The organism is Nonlabens sp. (genome assembly GCF_965657255.1).
In the GTDB taxonomy this organism is placed as follows: Bacteria; Bacteroidota; Bacteroidia; order Flavobacteriales; family Flavobacteriaceae; genus Nonlabens.
Map to the genome: position 1 here is coordinate 74,283 of NZ_CBFHNM010000001.1, position 24,952 is coordinate 99,234.

A 24,952-nucleotide genomic window follows, 5' to 3' on the forward strand; every position below is an offset into this window, starting at 1 on the left:
ATAATGGAATCAGTAAAAACATCAGTCGCGCCACCTGCGAAAGGAAAACCAAAATGGTTACGTGTTAAGTTACCAGTTGGTCAAAAATATAAAGAACTTAGAAGTACCGTAGAAAAATACGACCTTCATACCATTTGTACCTCTGGAAGCTGTCCAAATATGGGAGAATGCTGGACAGAAGGAACTGCAACTTTCATGATATTAGGAAATACCTGTACACGATCTTGCGGTTTTTGTGGTGTAAAAACAGGTCGCCCAGAAACTGTGGACTGGGCAGAGCCTGAAAAGGTGGCGCGTTCTATTAAATTGATGGGTATTAAACACGGTGTTATAACAAGTGTGGATAGAGACGATTTAAAAGATATGGGATCCATCATCTGGAAAGAAACCGTTGCTGCTATTAGACGTATGAATCCTGAAACAACTTTAGAAACATTGATTCCGGATTTTCAAGGAAATACTAGAAATATAGATCGTATTGTAGAAGCAAATCCAGAAGTAGTTTCTCATAATATGGAAACTGTCCGTCGTTTAACAAGAGAAGTACGTATCCAGGCAAAATACGATACCAGTCTAGAAGTATTGCGTTATTTAAAGCAACAAGGTATTAATAGAACTAAATCAGGAATCATGCTAGGATTGGGTGAACTTGAGGAAGAAGTACTAGAAACTATGCGCGATTTACATGATAACAATGTAGACGTTGTTACCATTGGCCAATACTTACAACCTTCTAAAAAGCATTTACCAGTTAAAGAATTTATAACGCCAGAACAGTTTAAGAAATATGAAATTGCTGGTCTAGAAATGGGCTTCAGACATGTAGAAAGTGGTGCATTGGTGAGAAGTTCTTACAAAGCACACAAGCATATTTTGTAATAACATAAAATTTACTGCTAGAACATACTATCTGTTATTGATCATAACTTTAATAGGTTTGATTATGTTTCTAACAGGATCATTAATAAATTTTTAGAGAATTTGGTTTCGTATTCTGGAGTATATTAATTTCTGGTATATGTTGCAGTTTTCACTTTTACTCTAATTATAAGAGATTGAAATGTAACAAGTAATTTCAGTTAACTACTCATGAATTAAAACATTACTATGAGCATTGAAGAAGCATTACAAAAAATCAATTCCTACAGAATCATAACGACAGATTCAAAATCTCTTAAACTACTGGATAAATGGAATGAGTTACTCCTAGAGTTAAATGCTTTAGAAATGACTTACAAAGAACAAAGTTTAATTGAAAATGAATTAGATGTCCAAATGAAACGCATAGAGAGCGCTAGGCAAGATAAAAAGGTAATCAAAGAGAGTTTAAGGTCTACCTTGAGCTTTTTAAAAAACATGCTTCATATTAAAGATTCTCTTCAATATACGACAATAGGCACTTTTGGAGGGTTATTGCTTCCATTAGTTTCTGGAATCAGCATTTTATTTGGTTTACTTATAGGTATGGCAATAGGTGTTACTCTAGATCAACACTTCAATAGTAAACAGCGTAACATCAAAACCAATTTACACGATACATGGTAAAAATAAAAGTAGCTATAAACGGTTTTGGACGTATAGGACGTACTTTTATGAGAACGGTTTTTAATGATCCACATATCGATGTGGTAGCAATAAACGACCTTGCCTCTACTGAAGTTATGTCACATTTACTTAAATATGATTCTATTCATGGTGTTCTAGATGCAAATATTAGTTTTGATGACCATTCTATAATAGTTAATAATAACCCTATATCCTTCACCCATCATAAAAACTTAGAAGATCTTAATTGGAAAGATGTTGATGTAGTATTAGAATCTACTGGTAAATTTAAGACTCGTAAAGATTTACAAAAACATATTACAGCAGGTGCAAAAAAGGTGGTTTTAAGCGCACCACCTATAGAGGATGATATTAAAACTGTTGTTTTGGGTGTTAATGAACACATTCTTGAAGACAGTGACTTGATTTTCTCAAATGCCAGTTGTACTACTAACAACGCTGCACCACTCATAAAAGTAATGCAAGAACTTTGTGGTATTGAACAGGCCTATATCACCACCGTGCATAGCTATACAACAGATCAAAGTCTGCACGATCAGCCACATAGAGACTTACGTCGTGCTCGCGCTGCTGGTCAATCCATAGTTCCTACCACTACAGGAGCAGCAAAAGCATTAACTAAAATATTTCCAGACTTAAGTGATGTTATAGGTGGTTGTGGTATTAGAGTACCAGTTCCTAATGGCAGTCTAACAGATCTCACGATTAATGTAAAAAAAGATGTAAGCGTTGAAGAGATTAACGATGCTTTTCTCGCTTTCGCGAAAGCGAACCCTAAAACCTTTTCTTTCACAAATATCCCGTTAGTCTCCATTGATATATCCGGTAGCCCTTATTCATGCATTTACGATTCTGAAATGACCAGTGTTATCGGGAAAATGGTGAAAATTATAGGATGGTATGACAATGAAAGTGGCTATTCTAATCGATTAAAAGACATAATCATATATGCTAACACTTTAAATAAGAATATTAGTGTAAATACTGGTTAACAACGTGATTATGAAGATAATTATCCATATTTCTTAGAAATGCTATGAACAAAAGATATATTTGCAATATAATATAGTCTATTGAGTATTCGGGATTTAAATAAAATATTCATATTCTTTATAATTATAAGCGTACAAAGCTACGTTTATGGACAAAATTTCTATGTATCTAAATCAAGTCAAAGCCTGGCGGTAGATATAATTTTAGAAAGGGCTCAACACGCAATAGAAAGTGCTCGATTTCAAGAAGCAGACAGGTTAGTTTCTAGTGCGACAGAGATAGCAAAAGACTCTGCAATTTATGCACAAACACAACTGGTTAGAGTTTCCTTTTTTTCAAAAACACAACAACTAGAGGAAGCTTTAGGCCTGATAGATTTAATCGCTCCTTACTTTAAAGAAGACTCTGAAAACGCTGCTAAATTATTGCTCTTAAAATCAGACGTGCTTATTAAATCAGGCCTAATTATAGAGGCTGACATGGCAATTACTAAGGCTCAATTGATTCTTATCACTAGCCAAAATAATAATCTAAATGAAGAAGTAAAGTTAGTTAAAGCACAACTTAACTTAAAAATTAAAAATTATGAGAAAGCAAAAGCTTCTTTTGAAGAATTGTTGCCGTCATTAATTAATAAAGGTCAATTTTACTCTGCAGCACAGGTAGGCTTGCATCTTGCTAATATTGCATACGATAACAAAGACTACGAATTTTCTAAAGCCTATCTAACAGAAAGTATAGGTATTTCTGAAAGAATTGGACTTAACCTCTTACTCAAAGAAAGTTACCAACTTTTTGCAACAATGTATAAAATAGAAGGCGATTTTAAAAACAGTGTGTTCTATTTAGAAAAATATACAGACTTAGTTAAAATGGAGGAAGAACTATTAGCAAATCTGACTGCATCGCTAGAATTAGATAAATTAAAGAAAGAACATAAAACCTTATTCGATTCAAACAAAGAAAAAACTAAAGAACTTAAAGGTATAGATACAACTTATATTTTACTCTATGTGTTAATCACGTTATTATCGTTACTTACTCTATCATTGTTTAAAAACAACAAATTAAGGGCAAAAAGCAATAATGTTTTAAAGGATAAAAATTCTGCCCTTATCGACGAAAGAGATAGAGCCCAAGATGCAGCTAAAGTAAAAGCAGATTTTCTCTCAACGATTACTCATGAATTGAGGACTCCGTTATACGCAGTAACAGGGCTTACTTACTTACTTTTAGAAACAAAACCTAGAAAAGATCAAAAAGAATATTTAGAAACTTTACAATCATCTGGAGATTACCTATTATCTCTTATTGACAATATTCTAGACTACAACAAATTAGAGGCTAATAAAGTAGAACTAGAAACTATTCCTTTTGATTTAAATAAAAGAATGAACGACATAGGTTTATCTCTTAAAGGTCAAGCTTCAGATCAAAATAACATAATCCATATAGAATACGATTCTAGTATACCTTCAATACTTCAAGGCGACCCAGTTAAAGTGTCTCAGATTTTAATTAATTTAATCGGTAATGCTATCAAGTTTACTAAGGATGGTGATATTTATATACGGACAAATAAGGTAAGCACGACTTCTGACAAATGTCTGGTTAATTTTGAAATAGAAGATAACGGTAAAGGAATCTCTATAGAGAAGCAAGAAGCTATTTTTGAAAACTTTATACAAGAAGGAAATAACACTACAAGAGAATACGGCGGCACTGGATTAGGACTCGCTATTGTAAAGAATCTAGTTACTTTGATGGGTAGTAACATTACACTAAAAAGTGAGGTAGGTAAAGGCAGTAAATTTTCTTTTGACATATGGTTTGATTTTCCAAACTCGAATAAATTCTTTACAGAAAAACATGTGCCATGCACTTCTATTGAAGAATCAACCAGTTCAACCATAGAAAACGTGGATATCAAAAATAAAAGTATTAAAGAAGAGCTAAAATCATTACCCAATTCAAAGAGTCTAGAAAATAAATTTATAAAAAATGAAGCGATGAAAGAAGGAGTAATAAGCTCTAAACCTGCTACTCCTGCAGAATTATCTAAAAAGTTGATACTTATCGCTGAAGATAACAAGATCAACCAGATGATCACAAGAAAAATTCTTGAAGCAAGGAATTTCACTTGCGATGTAGCAAATAATGGACAAGAAGCCATTGACGCTGTACGCTGCAAAAAATACGACCTTATTCTAATGGACATTCATATGCCCATTAAAAACGGAAAAGAAGCTACAAAAGAAATCAGAAGTTTTGACAGTGAGATTCCTATTGTCGCATTAACAGCGGTGACCTTAAGTGAATCAGATAAAGAGTTTTACGAGATAGGTTTTGATGATATCATACCTAAGCCTTTTAAAATGGATGAGTTTTTTGAAAAAATTCAAACTGCCTTTTCAAATTATGAGATTCTGTAAAACTGGGGAACTATCTATAAACCTAGTTTCAATGGATAAATAAAAGAGGTTAGTAAGGCGATAGCTTTTTAACCTCATAAAATCTTTCTCTGTCGTAATTACTAATTTTTTATTCCTAATATTCTCTACTTGTGCGGTGGTAAAGTCATGATGATCATTAAATTCTAGGTGATCTACTTTCAATTGTTTTACTAGAAAGTCTACAAAAGGTTTTGGTTTTGCAATTCCAGTAACAACGGTTACTTCTTGACCTTCAATATCTGCCAGGTGAATATTCTCATTAATTCCATGAAGTATGTTTCCATAACCTATAAAAGAGAAGTAAAGCTTTTGATTCAAGGATAATTTTAATCGTTGTTCAATAGCAATTCTTTCTGTTTTAGAAATATTTTCTGGACATTTAGTTACAACAACACTTTGCGCGCGATTTGCTGCGCTGCGAGACTCTCTCAAGTTACCTGCTGGTAATAAATAATCATGAACGTACAAACTATTATAACTAGTCAACAAGATATAATGACTGGCTTTTACATGTCGGTGTTGATAGGCATCATCTAACAAAATAAGATCAATGGAGTGATCTTTTAATAATCGTTTTATTCCGTCAACTCTTTTTTCACAAACAGCACTAATAATCAAATCTTTGAACTTACGTTTAATTTGCAATGGTTCATCGCCAACTTTTTCTGGAGAATCATCAACTGATAATTCAATATAACCAGAGGTTTTACGACCATATCCTCTACTTAAAACAGCTATTCTTTTCTCAACATGTTGATTTATCAAGTACTCTATCATAGGCGTTTTACCTGTGCCACCGGTACTTAAATTGCCCACTGCAATAATAGGCACATCAAACTCTTGTTGATCAAGAATACCACTATCAAATGCCCAATTGCGCAAAGAAGTAATGCCATCATAAATAATAGAAAACGGATATAATAAAAGTCTTAATTCTTGCATGAGCTCAAAAGTAGGTTAATTTTACAACAGAGATAAATGAATAATTATGAAGATTAAAGATGTTATTGAATATTTAGAAGTGCTCGCTCCACGCTTCTATGTAGAAGATTTTGATAATACTGGACTACTAACAGGAGAAAAAACTACTGCTCTAAAAGGAATATTAGTTACTCTAGACTGCCTAGAAAACGTGGTTGATGAAGCTATAGAAAATGATTGCAATCTTATTGTTAGCTTCCATCCTATAATTTTTTCTGGACTCAAACATCTACAACCTAATGATTATGTCCGTAAGACTATAGTTAAAGCTATAAAAAATGATATAGCTATATATGCAACACATACAGCTTTAGACAATGCAAAAGATGGTGTCAGTTATAGAATGGCTAGAGAAATGGGACTTAAAAATATAAAAACCTTAATTCCTAAATCACAATTAATAAAAAAACTAACTACTTATGTTCCAGTAGATGCTTTTGAAAAAGTAAAGGAAGCTTTATTTGCGGCTGGCGCAGGTAAATTAGGTAATTACTCAGAATGTAGTTTTGCCACATTAGGAACTGGAACATTTAAAGGCAATGAAGAAAGTAATCCACAAATAGGTCAACGTTTAGAACGAAAGACCTTAAAAGAAAAATCACTTTCCTTAACATTTTTACCTCATTTAGAGAATGTAATAAAGGCAGCTTTAATGGCTTCACATCCTTATGAAGAGGTTTCTTATGAAGTTTCTACTCTAGAAAACAGTTATCAAAACATAGGAATGGGTGTCATAGGAGAATTAAATGATAGTTTAATCGTACCAGATTTCCTTGAAAAAACAAAGTCTGTATTTAAAACAGGTGTAGTAAGAAGCTCGCTTTCGCGAAAGCGAGAAATAAAAAAAGTGGCTTTACTAGGCGGATCTGGAGCGTTTGCTATTAAAAATGCTCTGCAAGCAGGTGCTGACGCCTACATAACAGCAGATCTGAAATACCATGATTTCTTTCAAGGTCAAGACATCCTATTATGCGATGTGGGACATTATGAAAGCGAGCAGTTTACAAAAAACCTTTTACATGAATATCTTAGAGAAAAATTTAGTAATTTTGCAGTCCTTTGTGCACAAGCGCGAACAAACCCAGTTAATTATTTTTAAAAGATGGCAAAAAAGACCGAGGCTACTGTAGAAGATAAGTTAAGAGAACTTTACAATCTACAATTAATCGACTCTAGAGTAGACGAGATACGCAATGTGCGTGGTGAATTACCTCTAGAAGTACAAGATCTTGAAGATGAAGTGGAAGGATTAAAAACTCGTATGTCTAAATTAGACGCTCACTCTGAAGAACTTACACAAAAAGTAAAGGATAAGAAGAATTTGATCGAAGAATCTAAAACCCTTATCGCAAAATATACAGAGCAACAAAAGAACGTACGTAATAATCGTGAATTTAATTCTCTTTCTAAAGAAATTGAATTTCAAGAACTTGAAATGGAGCTTGCAGAGAAACACATTCGTGAATTCAAAGCTCAAATTGATCAACAAAAAGAAGTGATCGATAAAAGCAAACAGCGTATTGCTGATAGATCTGAACACTTAAAACATAAGAAATCTGAACTTGATGAAATTCTAAAAGAAACTCAAAAAGAAGAAGAAGCACTTATGAAAATGAGTGATGATCATGCAAAATCTATAGAACCTAGGTTAATTAAAGCTTATACCCGTATAAGATCTAGTGTAAAGAATGGCCTAGCAGTCGTGCCTATTGAAAGAGGTGCTTCTGGAGGTTCTTACTTCACTATCCCACCACAGGTTCAAGTAGAAATTGCAAGTCGAAAAAAGATTATAACTGACGAACACTCAGGAAGAATTCTTGTAGACGCTGCATTAGCTTATGAACAGGTTGAAAAAATGGAAAAAGTATTTGCTAAATTATAGCAGACCGCAAACTCTTTATAAAATCCCTTTATCTGATTAGATAAAGGGATTTTTTATTTAACCCTATTTTAATACACAACATGGCACGCGAGGCATATTTTTGGACTCCTTAAAAATTTTAATATGAAAATCATATCTTTTCTAATGATGTTGCTAATAACATCTAACTGTAACGAATCTAAAACCGAAACAGAACAAACAATTAACATCGACCCTATTGAAGTACCTAGTCAAGAGGGAATGGAAAAAGCTTATTTTGCAAGTGGTTGTTTCTGGTGTGTGGAAGAGATTTATGAAGGAGTAAAAGGAGTAAAAGAGTCTATTTCTGGATATTCTGGAGGTCATACAGAAAACCCTACTTATGAAGATAGCAATACTGGAAAAACTGGACATGCTGAAGCAAATGAGATTATTTATGACCCTAAGGTCGTTTCATTTAAAACCCTAGTAGATGTTTATTTTGCATCTCAAAATATTGAACAAGTTAACGGGCAAGGTCCTGATAATGGTTCTCAATATAGAAGTATTATCTTTTATCAAAACGACAATCAAAAGAGAGTGATTGAAACTAAAATTGCTACATTAGAAAAAGAAGGATACAAAGTTGCAGCTGAAGTAAAGCCATTTCAAAAATTCTGGATTGCAGAAGACTACCATCAAGACTATGCAAAACTGCATCCTACGCAAGGATACATTAGAGGTGTTTCCATCCCAAGATTTAAAAGATTTGCTGCAAAAATGCCAGAAGTAATTAAGGAAAGTGCAAAACATTAATTCTCAAAACTTTAAATCGGTTGACAAAAACAAGTGACAAAATTTTTAAATTGATAAACTTTTAAATAAGGGCTGCATTAATGCTTTCTCGAAAGCGATGTAGTTACTTTATTTGATTAAAAAAAATAGTAAATACTTGTTTACTTTAGAAAAACAATTAAGTTTGTCTTGTTATGTTACAAAACAATAATTTCAGAACTATTAATAATAATCCTCTAACCATGTAGGGTAGTCTCTGATATTTAAAATATTTAAAAGGTCTACTTATCAAGTAGGCCTTTTTTCATTTAAAAAAATAAAGTATGTGCGGTATTGTAGGTGTGTTTCAGCTAAAAAAAGACAGCCAAGATCAAAGAGAAAAAGTCTTAGAATTATCTAAAAAATTAAGGCATCGAGGACCAGATTGGTCGGGAATTTATTGTGGAGAGAATGCTATTCTGGCTCACGAACGATTGACTATTGTAGATCCACAATCTGGTGGACAACCACTATATAGTCCAGATGGTAAAATAGTTCTTGCTGTAAATGGAGAAATCTATAATCATCAAAAGATAAGAAACCATTATCAAGACACCTATAATTTTAAAACAAGATCAGACTGTGAGGTGATACTTGCTCTATATCAAGATAAAGGTGTAGACTTTATGGATCAACTTACAGGAATGTATGGTTTTGCACTCTACGACAGTGAAAAAGACGTTTTTCTATGCGCTAGGGACCATCAAGGAATGATACCTCTATATTATGGTTATGATGAAATGGGTCAATTTTATGTTGCGAGTGAATTAAAAGCACTAGAAGGAACTTGCAATGAAATAAGCCCTTTCCCTCCAGGACATTATTATTGTAGTGAAACAGCAAAAATGACAAAATGGTATAATAGAGACTGGAAAGATTACAAGAAAGTAAAAGATAATATAAGTTCTGTCGCAGACTTGAAACAAGCAATGGAAGATTCAGTTCATAGGCATTTAATGAGTGATGTTCCTTATGGTGTTTTACTTTCTGGTGGACTAGATAGCTCTATAGTAAGTGCTGTAGCAAAAAAATATGCTGCCCGTAGAGTAGAGTCAGGCGATCATGCAGATGCATGGTGGCCACAATTACATTCTTTTGCTATAGGACTAGATGGAAGCCCAGATCTTGCGGCTGCACAAGAAGTAGCAGATCATATAGGAACAGTTCATCACAGTGTTAATTTTACCATTCAAGAAGGATTAGACGCCATAAAAGATGTGATTTATTATTTAGAAACTTATGACGTGACTACCATCAGAGCCTCTACCCCTATGTATTTACTTGCAAGAGTCATCAAATCTATGGGTATTAAAATGGTACTTTCTGGAGAAGGAAGCGATGAAATTTTTGGAGGTTACCTATATTTTCATAAAGCACCTAATGCAGAAGAATTTCATAAAGAAACTGTGCGTAAATTAGATACACTACACCTTTATGATAATTTAAGAGCAAATAAATCTCTCGCTGCATGGGGAATTGAAGGTCGTGTACCTTTTCTAGATAAAGAATTTATGGATGTGGCAATGCGTCTTAATCCTAAAGATAAAATGTGCGGTGACGGCAAAATGGAAAAACATATTTTAAGAGAGGCATTTGAAGACTATCTTCCTAAACGTGTCGCATGGAGACAGAAAGAACAATTTAGTGATGGCGTAGGATACAGCTGGATTGACACACTTAAGGAAGTTGTTGAAGGGATTGTTTCTGACGAGATGATGAATGCAGCTGCATTCAAATTTAAAATCAATCCACCACAAAATAAAGAAGAATATTATTACCGCAGTATTTTTTCAGAACATTTCCCAAGTGATGCGGCAGCAAACTGTGTACCTTCATTAAAGTCAGTAGCCTGCTCTACTCCTGTTGCATTAGAATGGGATGAAGCCTTTAAGGATATAAACGATCCATCTGGACGCGCTGTTAGCGGTGTTCATGATGAAAGTTATTAGTGAGATCAAAAAAAAGGCTGCCAAATGGCAGCCTTTTTATTTGCAATTTAAAAAGAGATTTTTAGTCCTCAGTAACCACCTCAGCAGTGTTAGGATCTAAAATATTAAGCCCTGCCAACCACTCTTGGTATTCAGTTTCTGTCATGCTCATTTTCATTTTACTGGTACTCATTGCTGTACCTTTAACTTTAACTGACGCAAAGAAAGGATAACTAGAATAAGACACAACACCGTCAACTAACAAATCATATCCTGGCCCTGCTTCTTCAAGTGCTTTATCCATAGCATCTTTGATGTTCCATCCTATACCTAAGAAATAACCTTGGCTAGCCTCTACTGACTTCCCTTGAGTTTTATCTATATTAAGATTTACGTTTTTTGAGCTAATAACTGTAAAATCAACTAGCCTCATTGAGCAGCTTCCTAAAGATAATGATAATGCCAAAAGAATTAAAATTGAAATTTTTTTCATAAATAAGTATTTAAATTGGTTTAATATTTCATAAATATACAATGTTTACTAAATGCATAAAAATAAATTTGCATCAAAAAAATAAGATTTATTTTGATTTCTATAACATTTTATTATTTGTATCTGCACATAATAAGCTTTACTTTTGTAATTGATGAAAAATACTAATCATACTTGGTGGTGGAATAATACAGCTCAACAGCCGTAAAGTCGCCCGTGTGTTTAATCATAAACAAAAAGGTCTACTTAACGGTAGACCTTTTTTCATTTAACTATTTTTGAAACCCTTTGCAGGAATGAGTACAAATAAAAAAACATACACGTCTAAATCAACACATAGAATAATCCTTGCAGATACACTCACTCCGGTAGCTATTTATATGCGACTGCGTGATAAGTATCCCAATAGTATTCTTCTAGAAAGTAATGAATATGGACAGCGCAGTAATAGCTATTCATTTATTTGCTGTAATCCAGTCGCTACTTTTGAAGTGAATAAGAAAGAAATAGCAACTAGTTTTCCTGATGGTACAACCACGGCTCAAGGTTTTAATTCTGCCTATGACCTGACCTCTGGCTTGAATGCTTTCAAAAATTCTTTTGTACAAAATCTCCATAATTTTCCTTTTCCCACAGAAGGCCTTTTTGGTTATTTAAGTTATGATGCTGTACAACTGTTTGAAGATTTAGAATTTCGCTTTCGCGAAAGCGAGACTAACAACATCCCTTTAGCGCATTATCAAGTTTTTCAAAACGTGATGATTTTTGATCACTATCATAATCAGCTATACGTTTTTGATAATCAGTATGAAAATTATGAAAGCAAACTAGAAGAGATTATTGCTGTTATTAATCATCGTGATGTAGCAGATTACAGTTTTAAATGTACCACAGAAGAATCGTCAGAAATGGAGGATGATGATTTCAGGGAACTAGTAAAAAAAGGTAAAGAACACTGTCGTAGAGGTGATGTGTTCCAAATCGTGCTTTCTAGAAAATTTGAGCAACCTTTTCTAGGTGATGATTTTAAGGTTTACAGACAGTTAAGAGCTATAAACCCCAGCCCCTATCTTTTTTATTTTGATTATGGAAACTTTAAGATTTTTGGTTCTTCCCCAGAAGCTCAATTGCTAATTTCAGGTGCAAAAGCAAGTATACAACCCATAGCAGGAACATATAAAAGAACAGGTAATGATATTGCAGATCTAGAAGCTGCTGAAGAATTAAAAAAAGACCCTAAAGAGGCTGCAGAACATATTATGTTAGTAGATCTTGCTAGAAATGATTTAAGCCGTCATGCTAGACAGGTCCAAGTAGAAGATTACCAAAACATACACTTTTATTCTCATGTAATTCATATGGTAAGCAAAGTGAGCGGTATCATTAATGAAAAAGATAAAATTCAATTGATAGGTGATACATTTCCTGCTGGCACGTTGAGTGGTGCGCCCAAGTATAGAGCAATGCAAATTATCGATCAATATGAAAAATCTTCCAGAGAATTTTATGGTGGCGCCATCGGCTTTCTAGGATTTGACGGTAATTTTAACCATGCTATCATAATCAGGAGTATCCTATCAAGAGAAAATAAATTGATTTTCAGAGCTGGCGCAGGAGTGGTAGTAGAAAGCAATATAGAAAACGAAACACAAGAAGTTTATCACAAAACTAACGCACTGAGAAGCGCTATTAATCAAGCAAATTAAAATTATGAAAACTATTAAAATCACAACAACGCTTATACTTTTTACATCTTTATTTTTTTCATGTCAAAACGAAAAAAAAGAACTAATTGACATAACTATTTTTGAAGAAAACGGACTTGACAACTTCAACGTGTTACCAAGAACAGCTTTTAATGTAGTAACCGATAGTGCACAGTTCTTATTTGATGAACAAGATTATTATAGAATCTTATCTAGTGAAATTAAAGTGTCTCCTCCTATTTTTCAAAATGACGTATTTAAAGTACGAGTTTTTGTAAGGAAAACTTTTGTGGGTGATTCCAATGAATTTGGTTTTTTAGTGAGAACCTATACCAAAGATGGTAAAATCAAAGATGAAAAAGTAATAGCATCTTCTTCTGGGGACTTACGTTGTGAAGGAAAAGTGACTTCCGATCTAAAAATTATTACAACCTGTCCAGAAGGTTACGAAACGGTAGCTCAAATTGAAAACGATGGAAGTATTAAACTTATTGAAAATGAATAAAAGCATCTTACTCATCGATAATTACGATTCATTTACCTTCAATTTAGTCCATTATCTGGAGGATCTCGATGTAAATGTTACCGTTGTACGTAATGATAAAATCACACCTCAAGAATGTGTTGATTATGACGCAATAGTTCTATCTCCTGGACCAGGAATACCAAGTGAGGCTGGTAATTTGTTACCGATTATTGATTTTCTTAAAGATAAAAAGCCTCTTTTGGGTATCTGTTTAGGACATCAAGCGATTACTGAAGTTTTTGGTGGTGAAATTATCAACCTTGATAAAGTCTATCACGGCATATCCACGCAAATGACACATTCTGGTAACGATATTTTCAATGATGTTGATGTTCACTTTGAAGCAGGTAGATACCATTCTTGGGCAGCTCAAAGCAGTAGTTTTCCAGACACACTAGAAATTACGGCTACAGATGAAAACGGTCAAATCATGGCTCTTAAACATAAAGAGTTGCCTATTTATGGCTTACAATTTCATCCAGAAAGCATCATGACACCACAAGGAAAACAAATGCTTAAAAACTTTATAGATACTTTATAGAATGAAAGAAATTCTAAACAAATTATTTAATCATGGTACGCTATCGCGTAAAGCAGCTTACAACATTCTAACGGCTATTACTAGTGGAGAAGTTAATAACGCTCACATAGCAGCATTCTTAACTGTTTATGGAATGCGTAGCATAACCGTTGAAGAATTAGCTGGTTTTAGAGACGCAATGCTCGAGCAAGCAAACCTAATTGACCTATCTGATTTTAATCCTATAGATTTATGTGGAACTGGTGGTGATGGAAAGAATACTTTTAATATAAGTACGCTAGCAAGTTTTGTGACCGCGGGAGCTGGAATACCAGTAGCAAAGCACGGTAATTATGGAGTAAGCTCAGTTAGTGGATCTAGTAATGTGATGGAGTATTTAGGATTTACATTTACAAACAATCATGAGGTCTTAAGAAAACAAATCACTGAGGCAAATATTACCTTCTTGCACGCACCACTTTTTCATCCCGCGATGAAGGCTGTTGCACCTATTAGAAAACAATTAGGTGTAAAAACTTTTTTCAATATGTTAGGCCCTTTAGTAAATCCAGCTAAACCAAGATTACAAAGTGTTGGTGTTTTTAATTTACAACTGGCTCGTAATTACGAGTACTTATTTCAGTCTGAAAGTGATAAGAAATATGCTATTCTTCATGCTCATGAAGGCTATGACGAGGTAAGTCTGACCGGTAAAGTAAGATTAGCAAGAAATAATGGCGTTAGCGATTTATCTGCTGCTAATTTTGGGATGAAACCCTTAATGCAATCTGATATTTACGGTGGTGAAACTGTAGAAGAAGCTGCACAAATATTCATGAAAGTACTAGAAAACAAAGCGACCGAAGCACAAAAAAATGTAGTCATAGCAAATGCATCGACTGCTATTTCGGTCGCAAAAGATATCTCTATAATAAAAGCAATAGCTGTAGCAAGGGAATCTTTAGAATCTGGTAAGGCCTTGAAAAGCTTTGAAAAACTTATGAAACTCAAAGCCTAATTTAATCATCAATTCAAAATTGCATTTAAAGTTCAATTTCAAGTTCTCATGGAAGACATACTAAAGAAAATAACAACTCAAACTACCCTAGACTTAAAGGCTAGAAAAGATAAAACTTCTATTTCTGACTTAAAAGCGATGCCGTTTTACGATAGAAAAACAGTTTCATTTCATACAAGTTTAAAAAACAGCAGCGGTATTATTGCTGAACATAAAAGGCAAAGTCCTAGTAAAGGATCTTTTAATTGTCCAGCTAGTTTGCAAGATGTGGTTAAAGGGTACGAATCAGCTGGTGCAAGCGCGATAAGTTGTTTGACTGACCAGCCGTTTTTTGGTGGTACTTTAAAAGATTTACTTGATGCACGAAAATCGGTCAACATCCCTATTCTACGCAAAGATTTTATGATTGATTTATATCAAATTCATGAAGCACGTGCTTATGGGGCAGATGCCATACTTTTAATCGCAGCCTGTTTAAATAACGAAGAGTTAAAAACAATGTCGTTAGAGGCCATGAATATTGGTTTAGAAATTCTTTTTGAAGTCCATGATCTAGAAGAGCTGAATCGTGTCAAAGAAGTAACAGCATCCTTCAATGCTTCAAAATATGTGATTGGTGTTAACAATCGAGATTTAAAGAGATTTAAAACAGATATTCAAAATAGTAAAAACCTTTTACCTCATTTCCCAAAAGATGTGCTAGCCATATCAGAGAGCGGTATATCTGATCCTGACATAGTAAAAGAACTTAAAAAGTTAGGTTTTGAAGGTTTTTTAATAGGAGAAAACTTCATGAAAACAGATCTTCCAGGAACAAGTTGTGACCAATTTATAAAAGCCATACAATCATGATGATTAAAGTGTGCGGTATGCGTGACATAGAAAACATCAACCTGTTACAAGAACTGGATATTGATTTTATGGGTATCATTCGTTACTCAAAATCAAAGCGCTTTGTGGATGATTCTCAAAAAGAAAAAGTTGCTCTGCAAACCATGAATAAAGGAACCGTTGGCGTGTATGTCAACGAGACTTTAGAGAATATTTTACAAGATTTTATTCCATTACAGTTGGATGTTATTCAGTTACATGGTGATGAAGATCCCGCTTTCGCGAAAGCGTTACTAGAAATAGACATCAAAGTTTTCAAGGCGTTTCAAATCAATGAAACATTTGATTTTAAGAGCTTAGAACCATGGGAAAAGTTAGCTTCTGAATTTACAGGGAAACTATTTTTCCTTTTTGACACGGCAACTCCTAATTATGGAGGTAGCGGTAAGAAATTTAACTGGTCTATTCTCGACTCCTATAATGGAGAAGTCCCTTTTTTATTAAGCGGTGGCATATCAAAAGATGACGCTAAAGCAGTAAAAGAAATTAAACACGACATGCTTTTAGGAGTGGATCTCAACTCAAAATTTGAGAAAGAACCAGGCGTTAAAAACATAGAAGAAATAAAAACATTCATAGAAAAGTTAAGAAAATGAGCTATCAAGTAAATGAAAAAGGATTTTATGGAGAATTTGGTGGTGCATTCATTCCAGAATTGCTCTATCCTAATATTGAAGAATTACAGGAAAATTACCTTGAGATCGAAAAATCTCCAGAGTTTCAAGAAGAATTCCATCAATTACTAAAAGATTATGTAGGACGTCCTACTCCACTATTTTTAGCTAAGAGACTATCCGAAAAGTATGGTGCAGAAATCTGGTTAAAACGCGAAGATTTATGTCACACCGGCGCTCATAAAATTAATAATACCATAGGTCAAATTTTACTTGCTGAAAAATTAGGTAAAAAAAGAATTATTGCAGAGACTGGTGCTGGACAGCATGGTGTAGCAACAGCAACTGTTTGTGCACTAAAAGGTCTTGAGTGTATTGTTTACATGGGTGAAAAAGATATAGAACGTCAGGCGCCTAATGTTGCCCGCATGAAAATGTTGGGAGCTCAAGTTAGACCAGCAACTAGTGGCTCTAAAACTTTAAAAGATGCTACAAATGAAGCGATGCGTGACTGGATCAATAATCCAAATGACACACATTACATTATAGGATCTGTTGTGGGACCGCATCCATATCCTGACATGGTAGCAAGATATCAATCTGTAATTTCTGAAGAGATCAAGAATCAAATGGACGGTTTACCAGATTATGTGATTGCATGTGTAGGCGGCGGCTCTAACGCCATGGGAGCTTTTTATCATTTTTTAGATGATAAGGATGTGAAATTAATAGGTGTAGAAGCGGCTGGTTTAGGTGTTGACACTGATAAAACAGCTGCTACATTAACCCTAGGAACTCCCGGTGTTTTGCATGCTAGTCGTTCTATAATGATGCAAGATAAAGATGGCCAGGTGGTAGAACCTCACAGTATCAGTGCTGGACTGGATTATCCCGGAATAGGACCAGCACATGCCTGGTTAAAAGTATCTGACAGAGCACAATATATGGCCGTTACAGATGCAGATGCTCTCGTAGCTGCTGTAGAATGTAGTCGTCTGGAAGGAATCATTCCTGCATTAGAAACCGCTCATGCTTTTTCTGTATTAAAAGACCTAGACTTAAAACCTACAGATCGTGTAGTCATCAACCTATCTGGTCGCGGTGATAAGGATATGAATACGTATATGGAAGAGCTGAATTTACTTTAAAATTAAAATAATAAAAGAAGCAACGCTAGTCTAATCAAGTTTCCCCTATGGGGAAATGTCCGCAAGACTATGAGGCTTGTATAAATCAGTCGCAGGTGATTATCTTAAAGAGATTCCTGCCTGCGCAGGAATACTATGAAAAATAAACTCACAGAACTACTTAAAAACAAGCCTCAAAACTTGTTGAATATATTTTTTACCGCTGGTTATCCTCAATTAGAAGACACCACTACTCTACTAAATGCACTTGAAAATGCAAACGTAGATTTAGTGGAAATAGGAATTCCTTTTAGTGATCCGCTAGCAGATGGCCCTACTATTCAAGAAAGCAGTAAAATTGCTTTAGAGAATGGAATGTCCATAGAAAAATTATTTTCTCAATTAGAGAATCATACCCCTAAAGTACCTGTTCTTTTGATGGGATATTTGAATCCAGTGATGCAATATGGATTAGAGAAGTTTTGTAAAAAGTGTCAGGAAGTAGGCGTTGATGGGTTAATAGTTCCTGATTTACCTATGTACATTTATGAAACAGAATTTAAAGAGGTGTTTGAAAAATATAACATCAGCAATATATTCTTAGTTACACCACAGACTTCTGAAAAGCGTATAAGAGAGATAGACACAAATTCTAACGGTTTCATTTATGCGGTGAGTTCTGCAAGTACAACTGGATCAAAAACAGACTTTTCTGCAGCGGCAGATTACTTGGGAAAACTGAAGAATATGAAATTAAAGACTCCTGTTCTTACAGGCTTTAACATTAAAAACAAACAGAACTTTGAAGACGCCTGTAAATATGTGGATGGCGCGATCATAGGCAGTGAATTCATAAGACAGATCACGGACGTTGATGATATAACAGCTGCAGCAACTCAATATGTAAATTTGATTAAAAGTTAATTAAATGTGATTTTTAAGTGTTTCACTTTCGCGAAAGCAAAACACCACTTACATTTGCATCACAATGAAAACACTAAACTTACATCATCATCATTTTTTCACTTACCGTCAGGCGAGCTAAAAATGTATTGATGTAACTCAAACATATTTTAAAAACCGTCTGTTTCAGGCGGTTTTTTTTTGTTTCCGCGCAGGCGGAAATCTCATAAATGAAGAGCCTAAACTACCTGATTCAGAATAACTAATAAAAAAATGAACAACGACTTAAATTCAAAAGATTTGGATAATAATAAACAAATACCTGCCTTCGCAGGTATACGCATAGCAGTACAAAAATCAGGAAGACTATCAGACAAATCTTTGCAACTCTTAAAAGATTGCGGAATCAAATTTGACAATGGTGGTCGCAAATTATCCACTCAGGCAAAAAACTTTCCTATGGAAATTCTTTTCTTAAGAGATGATGATATACCACAATATGTGGCAAATGGTGTCGCAGACCTTGGAATTCTAGGACTTAATGAAGTTGAAGAAAAAGATCAAAATGTAGATGTTATCAAACAACTAGGTTTTGCAGGCTGTCGCTTAAGTCTAGCCGTTCAAAAAGACGTTGATTATACTGGAATAGAGTGGTTCAATGGTAAAAAAGTAGCTAGTAGCTACACAACTATTGTAAAAAAATTCTTTGCTGACAAAGGTATTAATGCAACGACAGAAGAAATAGGCGGATCTGTAGAGATTGCACCAGGAATAGGCCTTGCAGAAGGTATTTGCGATATCGTTTCTACAGGATCAACACTTATCATGAATGGTCTTAAGGAAGTTGAAACAGTCATGTATAGTGAAGCTGTTTTAATCTCTAATCCTAACTTAAGTGCAGAGAAGAAAGAAATCCTTGAAAAGCTTACTTTCAGAATAGATGCCGTGCAAAACGCACAAAAAAACAAATACATTTTATTGAATGCGCCTAATAATAAGATAGCAGAAATATCTGCCTTATTACCAGGAATGAAAAGCCCAACTGTTTTACCACTTGCCGAAGAAGGATGGTCCAGCTTACACTCGGTTATTGAAGAAAATGATTTCTGGAATGTCATTGACCAATTAAAAGATGCTGGTGCACAAGGTATTTTAGTAAGTCCCATTGAAAAATTGATTGCATAATGAAAATTATTTCTAACCCAGATTATTCTCAACAACAAGAGCTGTTAGAACGTCCACAACAAGAACGTGCTAATGTAGAAACAGCTGTAAATGATATTATACAGCTGGTTAGAGAAAATGGTGACCAAGCATTATTTGCCTTTGCAGAAAAATTTGACAAAGCAAAATTAGACACTCTTAGAGTTACAGAAAAAGAAATTGAACAGGCGTCAACACTCGTTTCTCCTGAATTAAAAGTAGCGATACAAACTGCTTATCAAAACATTTACAAATTCCATGAGGCTTGTTACACAAAAGATTATCCGGTTATAGAAACCATGCCTGGCATGACTTGCTGGAGAAAATCTTTACCTATTCAAAAAGTAGGTTTATATATTCCTGGTGGCTCTGCTCCTCTTTTTTCTACCGTGTTAATGCTCGCTATTCCAGCCAAAATTGCCGGCAATAAACGTGTGGTTCTTTGTAGTCCTACAGACTCAAGTGGCAACATCAATCCAGCGGTACTTTTCACAGCTAACTTATGTGGGGTTACTGAAATCTATAAAGCTGGTGGCGCGCAAGCTATTGCTGCTATGACTTATGGAACAGAAAGTATTCCAGCAGTAGATAAAATTTTTGGACCAGGGAATGCCTTTGTAACTCGTGCTAAAGAACTGGCTCAACAACAAGGTGTCGCTATTGATATGCCTGCTGGACCATCAGAGGTTTTGGTAATTGCAGATGCTAATGCAAATCCTGCTTTTGTGGTATCGGATCTTCTCGCACAGGCAGAACATGGACCAGACTCTCAGGTGATTCTTTTGACGGATTCGGTTGAATTGAGTAATGCTGTGAATAAAGAGCTGGAAGTTCAATTGAGCACGCTTTCGCGAAAGCAAACAGCAGAAAAAGCTTTAGAAAACAGTAAAACAATCGTTCTAGAAAACATAGAAGAATGCATCAAATGGTCAGACGCATATGCACCAGAACATTTGATTATTAATACAGAAGATGCCGATAATGTAGCAGAACAAATTCAAGTTGCTGGATCCATTTTTATAGGTTCTTACACTTGCGAGAGTTTAGGTGATTATGCTAGTGGCACGAATCACACTTTACCTACCTATGGATATGCGCGTAATTATAGCGGTGTTTCTGTAGATAGTTTTGTGAATAAAGTGACCTATCAAAAAGTAACGCCACAAGGATTGAAAAACCTAGGGCCAGCCGTTGAAATAATGGCAACTGCCGAAGGTCTAGATGCGCACAAAAATGCAGTGAGTGTGCGATTGAAAAGTATAGAGAATAATTAATAAGCGATTCCGTCCTGCGACGGAATGACATAACAAAAATGGAATTTAACTTAGAGAATATAGTCCGCAAGAACATCTGGAATTTGAAGCCTTATTCTAGTGCGCGCAGTGAATTTGATTTATACAGTTCTGGAAAGAATGATCTGACTTTGTTAGATGCAAACGAGAATCCAAATAATAGTTCGGAGTTCAGAATTCAGAGTTCAGCAACTCATAACTCTGAACTCTTAACTCATGACTTAAATAGGTATCCAGATCCATTACAATCTGCTATAAAGGAAGAACTAGCGCAACAAAAAGGAGTCGCTAAGAATCAAATATTTGTAGGTAATGGAAGTGACGAGGCTATTGATTTACTGTACCGCATATTCTGTGAACCTGGAAAGGATAAAACATTGATATGTCCACCTACCTATGGAATGTATGAAGTAAGTGCTGGAATTAATGATGTAGAAGTATTGAAAGTGCCTTTGAATAGTGATTTTGCGTTAGATGTAGAAGAGATCCTGAAACAAGTTCAGGATGACAATGGTATCAAAATCCTCTGGATATGTTCACCTAACAACCCTACAGGAAATGCCATACTTAAAGCAGATTTAAAACACGACTGGCAAGCGCAAAACTATACGCGTGGCGGTATGATGGATATGCCATTTGCACCACAATTTGAAGCAGAATTATTAGAAAATCAACGACAGTTAGATCGATTGTTTGGTAATTTTAATGGGATCATTGTGGTGGATGAAGCTTATCAAGATTTTACAGAAAACATGAGTTTCATCAAACGATTAGAAGACTATCCTAATCTGGTTGTTTTACAAACCATGTCTAAGGCTCAAGGTCTTGCAGGTGCGCGAGTTGGTTTTGCATTTGCATCGCCAGAAATTATTGAATTGTTTAATAAAACAAAGCCACCTTATAATGTGAACGAATTGTCTCAACAGGCAGTTTTAAAAGCTCTGGAACATCAGGAACAAACAAAAACTGATATTCAAGAGATCATCAACAATAGAGATGTTCTTGCAACGCAATTAAGTAATTTTGACTTTATAACGGAAGTTTATCCTAGTGAAGCAAATTTCATACTTGCTAAAGTAGAAAACGCAACACAAGTATATAATTACTTGCGTGATCAAGGAATCATCATCCGTAATCGTAGCAGTCAGATTGAGGATACCTTAAGGTTTACGGTTGGGACGAGAATGGAGTGTGAAGCGCTGATTACAGCGTTGAGACAAATTCCTGCGAACGCAGGAATCTAGCTGGTTGAAAAAATATTAGAAGATCACAAAGAGAAAGTAATAAAACAAAGCCGTTGTGAGATGGCTTAACTAATAAAATAGCCATCCAATAAGATGGCATAAATCAAAAGTAGGTGATGGACTCACAGAGATTCCTGCCTGCGCAGGTATAGAAGCATGAAAAAAGTATTATTTATAGATCGCGATGGCACCATCGTAAAAGAGCCACCAGTAGATTATCAACTGGACGCATTTGAAAAGCTGGAGTTTTTGCCTATGGCAATTACACAGTTGCACCGGATCGCTCGTGAGCTGGATTATGAACTCGTTATGGTGACTAATCAAGATGGATTAGGAACTGACAGCTTTCCAGAAGATACCTTCTGGCCTGTTCATAATTTAATGATGAATGTGCTAGAAAATGAAGGCGTAACTTTCAGCGAGGTATTGATTGATCGCTCTTTTCCTGAGCAAAATGCACCTACACGCAAGCCTGAAACTGGCCTCTTAACGCATTACATTAAAGGTAATTATGATCTTGAAAACAGTTTTGTCATAGGTGATCGCAATAGCGACATGCAACTAGCCAAAAATCTAGGTTGTAAAGGAATCCAGCTGCCTAGCATTACTGATGATAGTGAATTTGATGATGAGGTTGTAGTGCTCAAAACAAATAGCTGGAAAGAGATTTTCCAGTTTTTAAGAGGTCAACCTCGCAAGGTCACTGTAAGTCGCAAGACAAATGAAACCGATATCAACATCGTTTTAAACCTTGACGGTTCTGGAAACGGAAAAATAGATACTGGTTTGAAGTTCTATGATCACATGTTGGAACAGTTGCAACGTCATGGATCATTAGATCTAGATATTAAAGTAAATGGCGATCTTGAAATAGATGAACATCACACCATAGAAGATACGGCGATTGCTTTAGGTGACGCTTTCGCGAAAGCGTTATCTTCAAAAAAAGGAATCAATAGATATGGCTTTTTGCTACCTATGGACGACTCGCTGGCACAGGTAGGAATAGACTTCGGTGGTAGACCATGGATCGTTTGGGAAGCCGAATTTAAACGGGAATATGTGGGCGATATGCCTACCGAATTGTTCTTTCACTTCTTCAAATCATTTAGCGATGCTGCCAGATGTAACCTCAACATGAAAGTAGAAGGCGATAATGAACACCACAAGATTGAGAGCTTGTTTAAAGCATTTGCTAAATCCATAAAAATGGCCGTAAAACAAACTGGTGATGGAAAATTACCTAGCACAAAAGGAACACTATGATCGCCATTGTAAAATATAACGCTGGTAATATAGGAAGTGTGACTAATGCACTGAATAGACTAGGTGTGGAAAACAAAGTCACAGATGATCCTGCAGAATTACAAAATGCTGATAAGGTGATTTTTCCTGGTGTAGGCGAAGCGGGAACCGCTATGAAATACTTGAAAGATCGTGGTCTAGATGAAGTGATCAAGAACCTAAAACAACCTGTGTTAGGAATTTGCTTAGGTATGCAACTCATGTGCAATCACAGTGAAGAAGGTGATACAGAATGTCTTGGGATTTTTGATACAGATGTAAAAATGTTCCCTGAAACTAGCGGTATGAAAGTACCGCACATGGGATGGAACAGTTTAAATAACGAATTTCGATTAGGGAATAATGAACACCGAAATAAGCAAATTCAAAACTCTAAACTATTAGTTAGCTTGACGTCTGATTCAGATGTGTATTACGTTCATTCCTACTACGCAGATGTTTGTGAGAATAGTATTGCTGTTTGTGATTACATATTACCTTTCAGTAGCGCATTACAAAAAGATAATTTTTACGCCACGCAGTTTCATCCAGAAAAAAGTGCAGGAATAGGTGAGCAGATATTAGAGAACTTTATAAAAATTCCTGCGAACGCAGGAATCTAGTTGGTTTGTTAACTGGCTTTAGATATTACAATAACCGATTCCGCTATGCAGCGGAATGACAATAAATTAAATGTAGGTGAAGGATTCAAAGAGATTCCTGCCTGCGCAGGAATTTGGCTTATGAGAATAATACCAGCAATAGATATAATAGATGGAAAGTGTGTACGACTTTCACAAGGCGATTATAATCAGAAAACGGTTTATAATGAAGACCCACTAGAAGTAGCCAAAGAGTTTGAAGCAAATGGAATTAAACACTTGCACTTAGTAGATCTTGATGGAGCAAAAAGTAGTCACGTGGTGAACTGGAAAGTGCTGGAGCGCATCGCTGGACAAACAGGATTACAAGTAGATTTTGGTGGTGGTGTGAAAACCGATGAGGATATTAAAATCGTTTTTGAAAGTGGTGCAAAACAAGTCACCGGTGGCAGTATTGCGGTTAAAGATGCTAGCACTTTTGAAGGCTGGATTTCTAAATACGGTAGTGATAAAATCATTCTAGGCGCTGATGCTAAGGATGGAATGATCGCGACACACGGCTGGCTAGAAAGTAGCAAACTTGAGGTTGTTCAGTTCATTAAAGAATGGAATAAAAAAGAAATTGAATACGTCATTTGTACCGATATTGCAAAAGATGGAATGCTTGCTGGTCCTAGTTATAAATTGTATAAGGAGATACTTGCGTTGAATGAAGACAATGCTTTGCAGGATGAGATTCCTGCCTACGCAGGAATTAAACTCGTCGCTTCTGGTGGTGTTGCCGTGGCTGATGATTTACACAGATTGAAAGAAATGGGTTGTGAAGGAGCTATTGTAGGAAAAGCATTTTATGAAGGTAGAATTACATTTAAGGAATTGAGAGAATTTATTTAGATTGAATTTAAAATAAGCGAAGCCGTACTGCGACGGCTTG

Annotated in this window: 24 protein-coding genes; 22 read left to right on the forward strand and 2 right to left on the reverse strand. The window is 35.2% G+C overall.

The features are described 5' to 3' along the window. The first annotated feature begins 3 nt into the window (after nt 1-3). From lipA to ACTF54_RS00410, 4 genes are all read left to right on the forward strand, one after another. Nucleotides 4-879, forward strand: coding sequence for a lipoyl synthase (gene lipA / locus ACTF54_RS00395; protein WP_438968488.1), 876 nt, complete (start codon nt 4-6; stop codon nt 877-879). A gap of 228 nt (nt 880-1,107) precedes the next feature. Then, nucleotides 1,108-1,545, forward strand: a complete 438-nt coding sequence (locus ACTF54_RS00400) for a hypothetical protein (protein ID WP_347195406.1) — start codon at nt 1,108-1,110, stop codon at nt 1,543-1,545. Continuing rightward, entirely contained in the window at nt 1,539-2,558 is a 1,020-nt protein-coding gene (gene gap, locus ACTF54_RS00405) for a type I glyceraldehyde-3-phosphate dehydrogenase (protein ID WP_438968489.1), read from the forward strand. The genes ACTF54_RS00400 and gap overlap by 7 nt, the downstream gene beginning before the upstream one ends. A gap of 81 nt (nt 2,559-2,639) precedes the next feature. After that, nucleotides 2,640-4,991 carry an ATP-binding protein gene (locus ACTF54_RS00410; RefSeq protein WP_438968490.1) on the forward strand — a complete coding sequence of 784 codons (2,352 nt, stop codon included), beginning with the start codon at nt 2,640-2,642 and terminating at the stop codon, nt 4,989-4,991. Here the strand turns inward: ACTF54_RS00410 and lpxK are convergent. Then, nucleotides 4,971-5,954 carry a tetraacyldisaccharide 4'-kinase gene (gene lpxK / locus ACTF54_RS00415; protein WP_347195403.1) on the reverse strand — a complete coding sequence of 328 codons (984 nt, stop codon included), beginning with the start codon at nt 5,952-5,954 and terminating at the stop codon, nt 4,971-4,973. The genes ACTF54_RS00410 and lpxK overlap by 21 nt on opposite strands. A gap of 46 nt (nt 5,955-6,000) precedes the next feature. Between lpxK and ACTF54_RS00420 the strand changes: the two genes are divergently transcribed. The 4 genes from ACTF54_RS00420 (at nt 6,001) to asnB (ending at nt 10,616) form a co-directional block, all read left to right on the forward strand. After that, on the forward strand, nt 6,001-7,092 hold the full coding sequence (locus ACTF54_RS00420) for a Nif3-like dinuclear metal center hexameric protein (RefSeq protein WP_438968491.1): 1,092 nt from the start codon (nt 6,001-6,003) through the stop codon (nt 7,090-7,092). A gap of 3 nt (nt 7,093-7,095) precedes the next feature. Further along, a complete protein-coding gene (locus tag ACTF54_RS00425) occupies nt 7,096-7,875 on the forward strand; it encodes a zinc ribbon domain-containing protein (RefSeq protein WP_347195401.1) in 780 nt (259 codons plus the stop codon). A gap of 123 nt (nt 7,876-7,998) precedes the next feature. Continuing rightward, the gene (msrA, locus tag ACTF54_RS00430) at nt 7,999-8,649 is read left to right on the forward strand and encodes a peptide-methionine (S)-S-oxide reductase MsrA (RefSeq protein ID WP_347195400.1); all 651 of its coding nucleotides are present in this window, start codon (nt 7,999-8,001) and stop codon (nt 8,647-8,649) included. 302 nt (nt 8,650-8,951) lie between these two features. Continuing rightward, nucleotides 8,952-10,616, forward strand: coding sequence for an asparagine synthase B (asnB, locus tag ACTF54_RS00435; protein ID WP_347195399.1), 1,665 nt, complete (start codon nt 8,952-8,954; stop codon nt 10,614-10,616). 61 nt (nt 10,617-10,677) lie between these two features. Here the strand turns inward: asnB and ACTF54_RS00440 are convergent, their stop codons facing one another. Continuing rightward, on the reverse strand, nt 10,678-11,028 hold the full coding sequence (locus ACTF54_RS00440; RefSeq protein WP_438968492.1) for a hypothetical protein: 351 nt from the start codon (nt 11,026-11,028) through the stop codon (nt 10,678-10,680). 356 nt (nt 11,029-11,384) lie between these two features. On the opposite strand from ACTF54_RS00440, the gene ACTF54_RS00445 reads away from it, so the two are divergent. The 14 genes from ACTF54_RS00445 to hisA all read left to right on the forward strand — a co-directional run bounded on the left by ACTF54_RS00445 (nt 11,385) and on the right by hisA (nt 24,912). After that, nucleotides 11,385-12,794 carry an anthranilate synthase component I family protein gene (locus tag ACTF54_RS00445; RefSeq protein ID WP_347195397.1) on the forward strand — a complete coding sequence of 470 codons (1,410 nt, stop codon included), beginning with the start codon at nt 11,385-11,387 and terminating at the stop codon, nt 12,792-12,794. A 4-nt stretch (nt 12,795-12,798) separates the two neighbouring features. Next, nucleotides 12,799-13,299 (forward strand): hypothetical protein, encoded by a 501-nt coding sequence (locus ACTF54_RS00450; RefSeq protein ID WP_347195396.1) that lies wholly within the window; start codon nt 12,799-12,801, stop codon nt 13,297-13,299. Next, on the forward strand, nt 13,292-13,861 hold the full coding sequence (locus tag ACTF54_RS00455) for an anthranilate synthase component II (protein ID WP_347195395.1): 570 nt from the start codon (nt 13,292-13,294) through the stop codon (nt 13,859-13,861). The genes ACTF54_RS00450 and ACTF54_RS00455 overlap by 8 nt, the downstream gene beginning before the upstream one ends. Nucleotide 13,862: 1 nt before the next feature. Then, the gene (gene trpD, locus ACTF54_RS00460; RefSeq protein WP_347195394.1) at nt 13,863-14,858 is read left to right on the forward strand and encodes an anthranilate phosphoribosyltransferase; all 996 of its coding nucleotides are present in this window, start codon (nt 13,863-13,865) and stop codon (nt 14,856-14,858) included. 48 nt (nt 14,859-14,906) lie between these two features. Next, nucleotides 14,907-15,710: an indole-3-glycerol phosphate synthase TrpC gene (trpC, locus tag ACTF54_RS00465; RefSeq protein WP_438968493.1), complete on the forward strand. Its 804-nt coding sequence runs from the start codon at nt 14,907-14,909 to the stop codon at nt 15,708-15,710. After that, nucleotides 15,707-16,345, forward strand: a complete 639-nt coding sequence (locus tag ACTF54_RS00470) for a phosphoribosylanthranilate isomerase (RefSeq protein ID WP_347201996.1) — start codon at nt 15,707-15,709, stop codon at nt 16,343-16,345. Before trpC ends, ACTF54_RS00470 begins: the two co-directional genes overlap by 4 nt. Continuing rightward, complete coding sequence (trpB, locus tag ACTF54_RS00475; RefSeq protein ID WP_347195391.1) at nt 16,342-17,511, forward strand: tryptophan synthase subunit beta; 1,170 nt, start codon at nt 16,342-16,344, stop codon at nt 17,509-17,511. The genes ACTF54_RS00470 and trpB overlap by 4 nt, the downstream gene beginning before the upstream one ends. Before the next feature lie 135 nt (nt 17,512-17,646). Next, nucleotides 17,647-18,414 (forward strand): tryptophan synthase subunit alpha, encoded by a 768-nt coding sequence (gene trpA / locus ACTF54_RS00480; protein ID WP_347195390.1) that lies wholly within the window; start codon nt 17,647-17,649, stop codon nt 18,412-18,414. Nucleotides 18,415-18,666: 252 nt separating this feature from the next. Further along, nucleotides 18,667-19,578 carry an ATP phosphoribosyltransferase gene (gene hisG, locus ACTF54_RS00485; protein WP_347195389.1) on the forward strand — a complete coding sequence of 304 codons (912 nt, stop codon included), beginning with the start codon at nt 18,667-18,669 and terminating at the stop codon, nt 19,576-19,578. Next, the gene (gene hisD / locus ACTF54_RS00490) at nt 19,578-20,870 is read left to right on the forward strand and encodes a histidinol dehydrogenase (RefSeq protein ID WP_438968494.1); all 1,293 of its coding nucleotides are present in this window, start codon (nt 19,578-19,580) and stop codon (nt 20,868-20,870) included. The genes hisG and hisD overlap by 1 nt, the downstream gene beginning before the upstream one ends. Nucleotides 20,871-20,908: 38 nt before the next feature. Continuing rightward, a complete protein-coding gene (locus ACTF54_RS00495) occupies nt 20,909-22,132 on the forward strand; it encodes a pyridoxal phosphate-dependent aminotransferase (RefSeq protein WP_347195387.1) in 1,224 nt (407 codons plus the stop codon). Between the two features lie 156 nt (nt 22,133-22,288). Beyond that, on the forward strand, nt 22,289-23,398 hold the full coding sequence (gene hisB, locus ACTF54_RS00500; RefSeq protein ID WP_347195386.1) for a bifunctional histidinol-phosphatase/imidazoleglycerol-phosphate dehydratase HisB: 1,110 nt from the start codon (nt 22,289-22,291) through the stop codon (nt 23,396-23,398). Next, nucleotides 23,395-24,039 (forward strand): imidazole glycerol phosphate synthase subunit HisH, encoded by a 645-nt coding sequence (gene hisH / locus ACTF54_RS00505; protein ID WP_438968495.1) that lies wholly within the window; start codon nt 23,395-23,397, stop codon nt 24,037-24,039. Before hisB ends, hisH begins: the two co-directional genes overlap by 4 nt. 120 nt (nt 24,040-24,159) lie before the next feature. Beyond that, nucleotides 24,160-24,912: a 1-(5-phosphoribosyl)-5-[(5-phosphoribosylamino)methylideneamino]imidazole-4-carboxamide isomerase gene (gene hisA, locus ACTF54_RS00510; RefSeq protein ID WP_438968656.1), complete on the forward strand. Its 753-nt coding sequence runs from the start codon at nt 24,160-24,162 to the stop codon at nt 24,910-24,912. Nucleotides 24,913-24,952 lie beyond the last annotated feature (40 nt).

Bases quoted from the DNA above. Each gene is read 5' to 3' on its own strand.
- hisG (WP_347195389.1), top strand. From the start codon at position 18,667: ATGAACAACGACTTAAATTCAAAAGATTTGGATAATAATAAACAAATA.
- ACTF54_RS00495 (WP_347195387.1), top strand. From the start codon at position 20,909: ATGGAATTTAACTTAGAGAATATAGTCCGCAAGAACATCTGGAATTTG.
- lpxK (WP_347195403.1), bottom strand. From the start codon at position 5,954: ATGCAAGAATTAAGACTTTTATTATATCCGTTTTCTATTATTTATGAT.
- lipA (WP_438968488.1), top strand. From the start codon at position 4: ATGGAATCAGTAAAAACATCAGTCGCGCCACCTGCGAAAGGAAAACCA.
- gap (WP_438968489.1), top strand. From the start codon at position 1,539: ATGGTAAAAATAAAAGTAGCTATAAACGGTTTTGGACGTATAGGACGT.
- ACTF54_RS00450 (WP_347195396.1), top strand. From the start codon at position 12,799: ATGAAAACTATTAAAATCACAACAACGCTTATACTTTTTACATCTTTA.
- hisD (WP_438968494.1), top strand. From the start codon at position 19,578: ATGAAAATTATTTCTAACCCAGATTATTCTCAACAACAAGAGCTGTTA.
- asnB (WP_347195399.1), top strand. From the start codon at position 8,952: ATGTGCGGTATTGTAGGTGTGTTTCAGCTAAAAAAAGACAGCCAAGAT.
- ACTF54_RS00455 (WP_347195395.1), top strand. From the start codon at position 13,292: ATGAATAAAAGCATCTTACTCATCGATAATTACGATTCATTTACCTTC.
- msrA (WP_347195400.1), top strand. From the start codon at position 7,999: ATGAAAATCATATCTTTTCTAATGATGTTGCTAATAACATCTAACTGT.
- hisB (WP_347195386.1), top strand. From the start codon at position 22,289: ATGAAAAAAGTATTATTTATAGATCGCGATGGCACCATCGTAAAAGAG.
- ACTF54_RS00425 (WP_347195401.1), top strand. From the start codon at position 7,096: ATGGCAAAAAAGACCGAGGCTACTGTAGAAGATAAGTTAAGAGAACTT.
- ACTF54_RS00470 (WP_347201996.1), top strand. From the start codon at position 15,707: ATGATGATTAAAGTGTGCGGTATGCGTGACATAGAAAACATCAACCTG.
- ACTF54_RS00400 (WP_347195406.1), top strand. From the start codon at position 1,108: ATGAGCATTGAAGAAGCATTACAAAAAATCAATTCCTACAGAATCATA.
- ACTF54_RS00420 (WP_438968491.1), top strand. From the start codon at position 6,001: ATGAAGATTAAAGATGTTATTGAATATTTAGAAGTGCTCGCTCCACGC.
- hisA (WP_438968656.1), top strand. From the start codon at position 24,160: ATGAGAATAATACCAGCAATAGATATAATAGATGGAAAGTGTGTACGA.
- trpB (WP_347195391.1), top strand. From the start codon at position 16,342: ATGAGCTATCAAGTAAATGAAAAAGGATTTTATGGAGAATTTGGTGGT.
- trpC (WP_438968493.1), top strand. From the start codon at position 14,907: ATGGAAGACATACTAAAGAAAATAACAACTCAAACTACCCTAGACTTA.
- ACTF54_RS00440 (WP_438968492.1), bottom strand. From the start codon at position 11,028: ATGAGGCTAGTTGATTTTACAGTTATTAGCTCAAAAAACGTAAATCTT.
- hisH (WP_438968495.1), top strand. From the start codon at position 23,395: ATGATCGCCATTGTAAAATATAACGCTGGTAATATAGGAAGTGTGACT.
- trpD (WP_347195394.1), top strand. From the start codon at position 13,863: ATGAAAGAAATTCTAAACAAATTATTTAATCATGGTACGCTATCGCGT.
- trpA (WP_347195390.1), top strand. From the start codon at position 17,647: ATGAAAAATAAACTCACAGAACTACTTAAAAACAAGCCTCAAAACTTG.
- ACTF54_RS00445 (WP_347195397.1), top strand. From the start codon at position 11,385: ATGAGTACAAATAAAAAAACATACACGTCTAAATCAACACATAGAATA.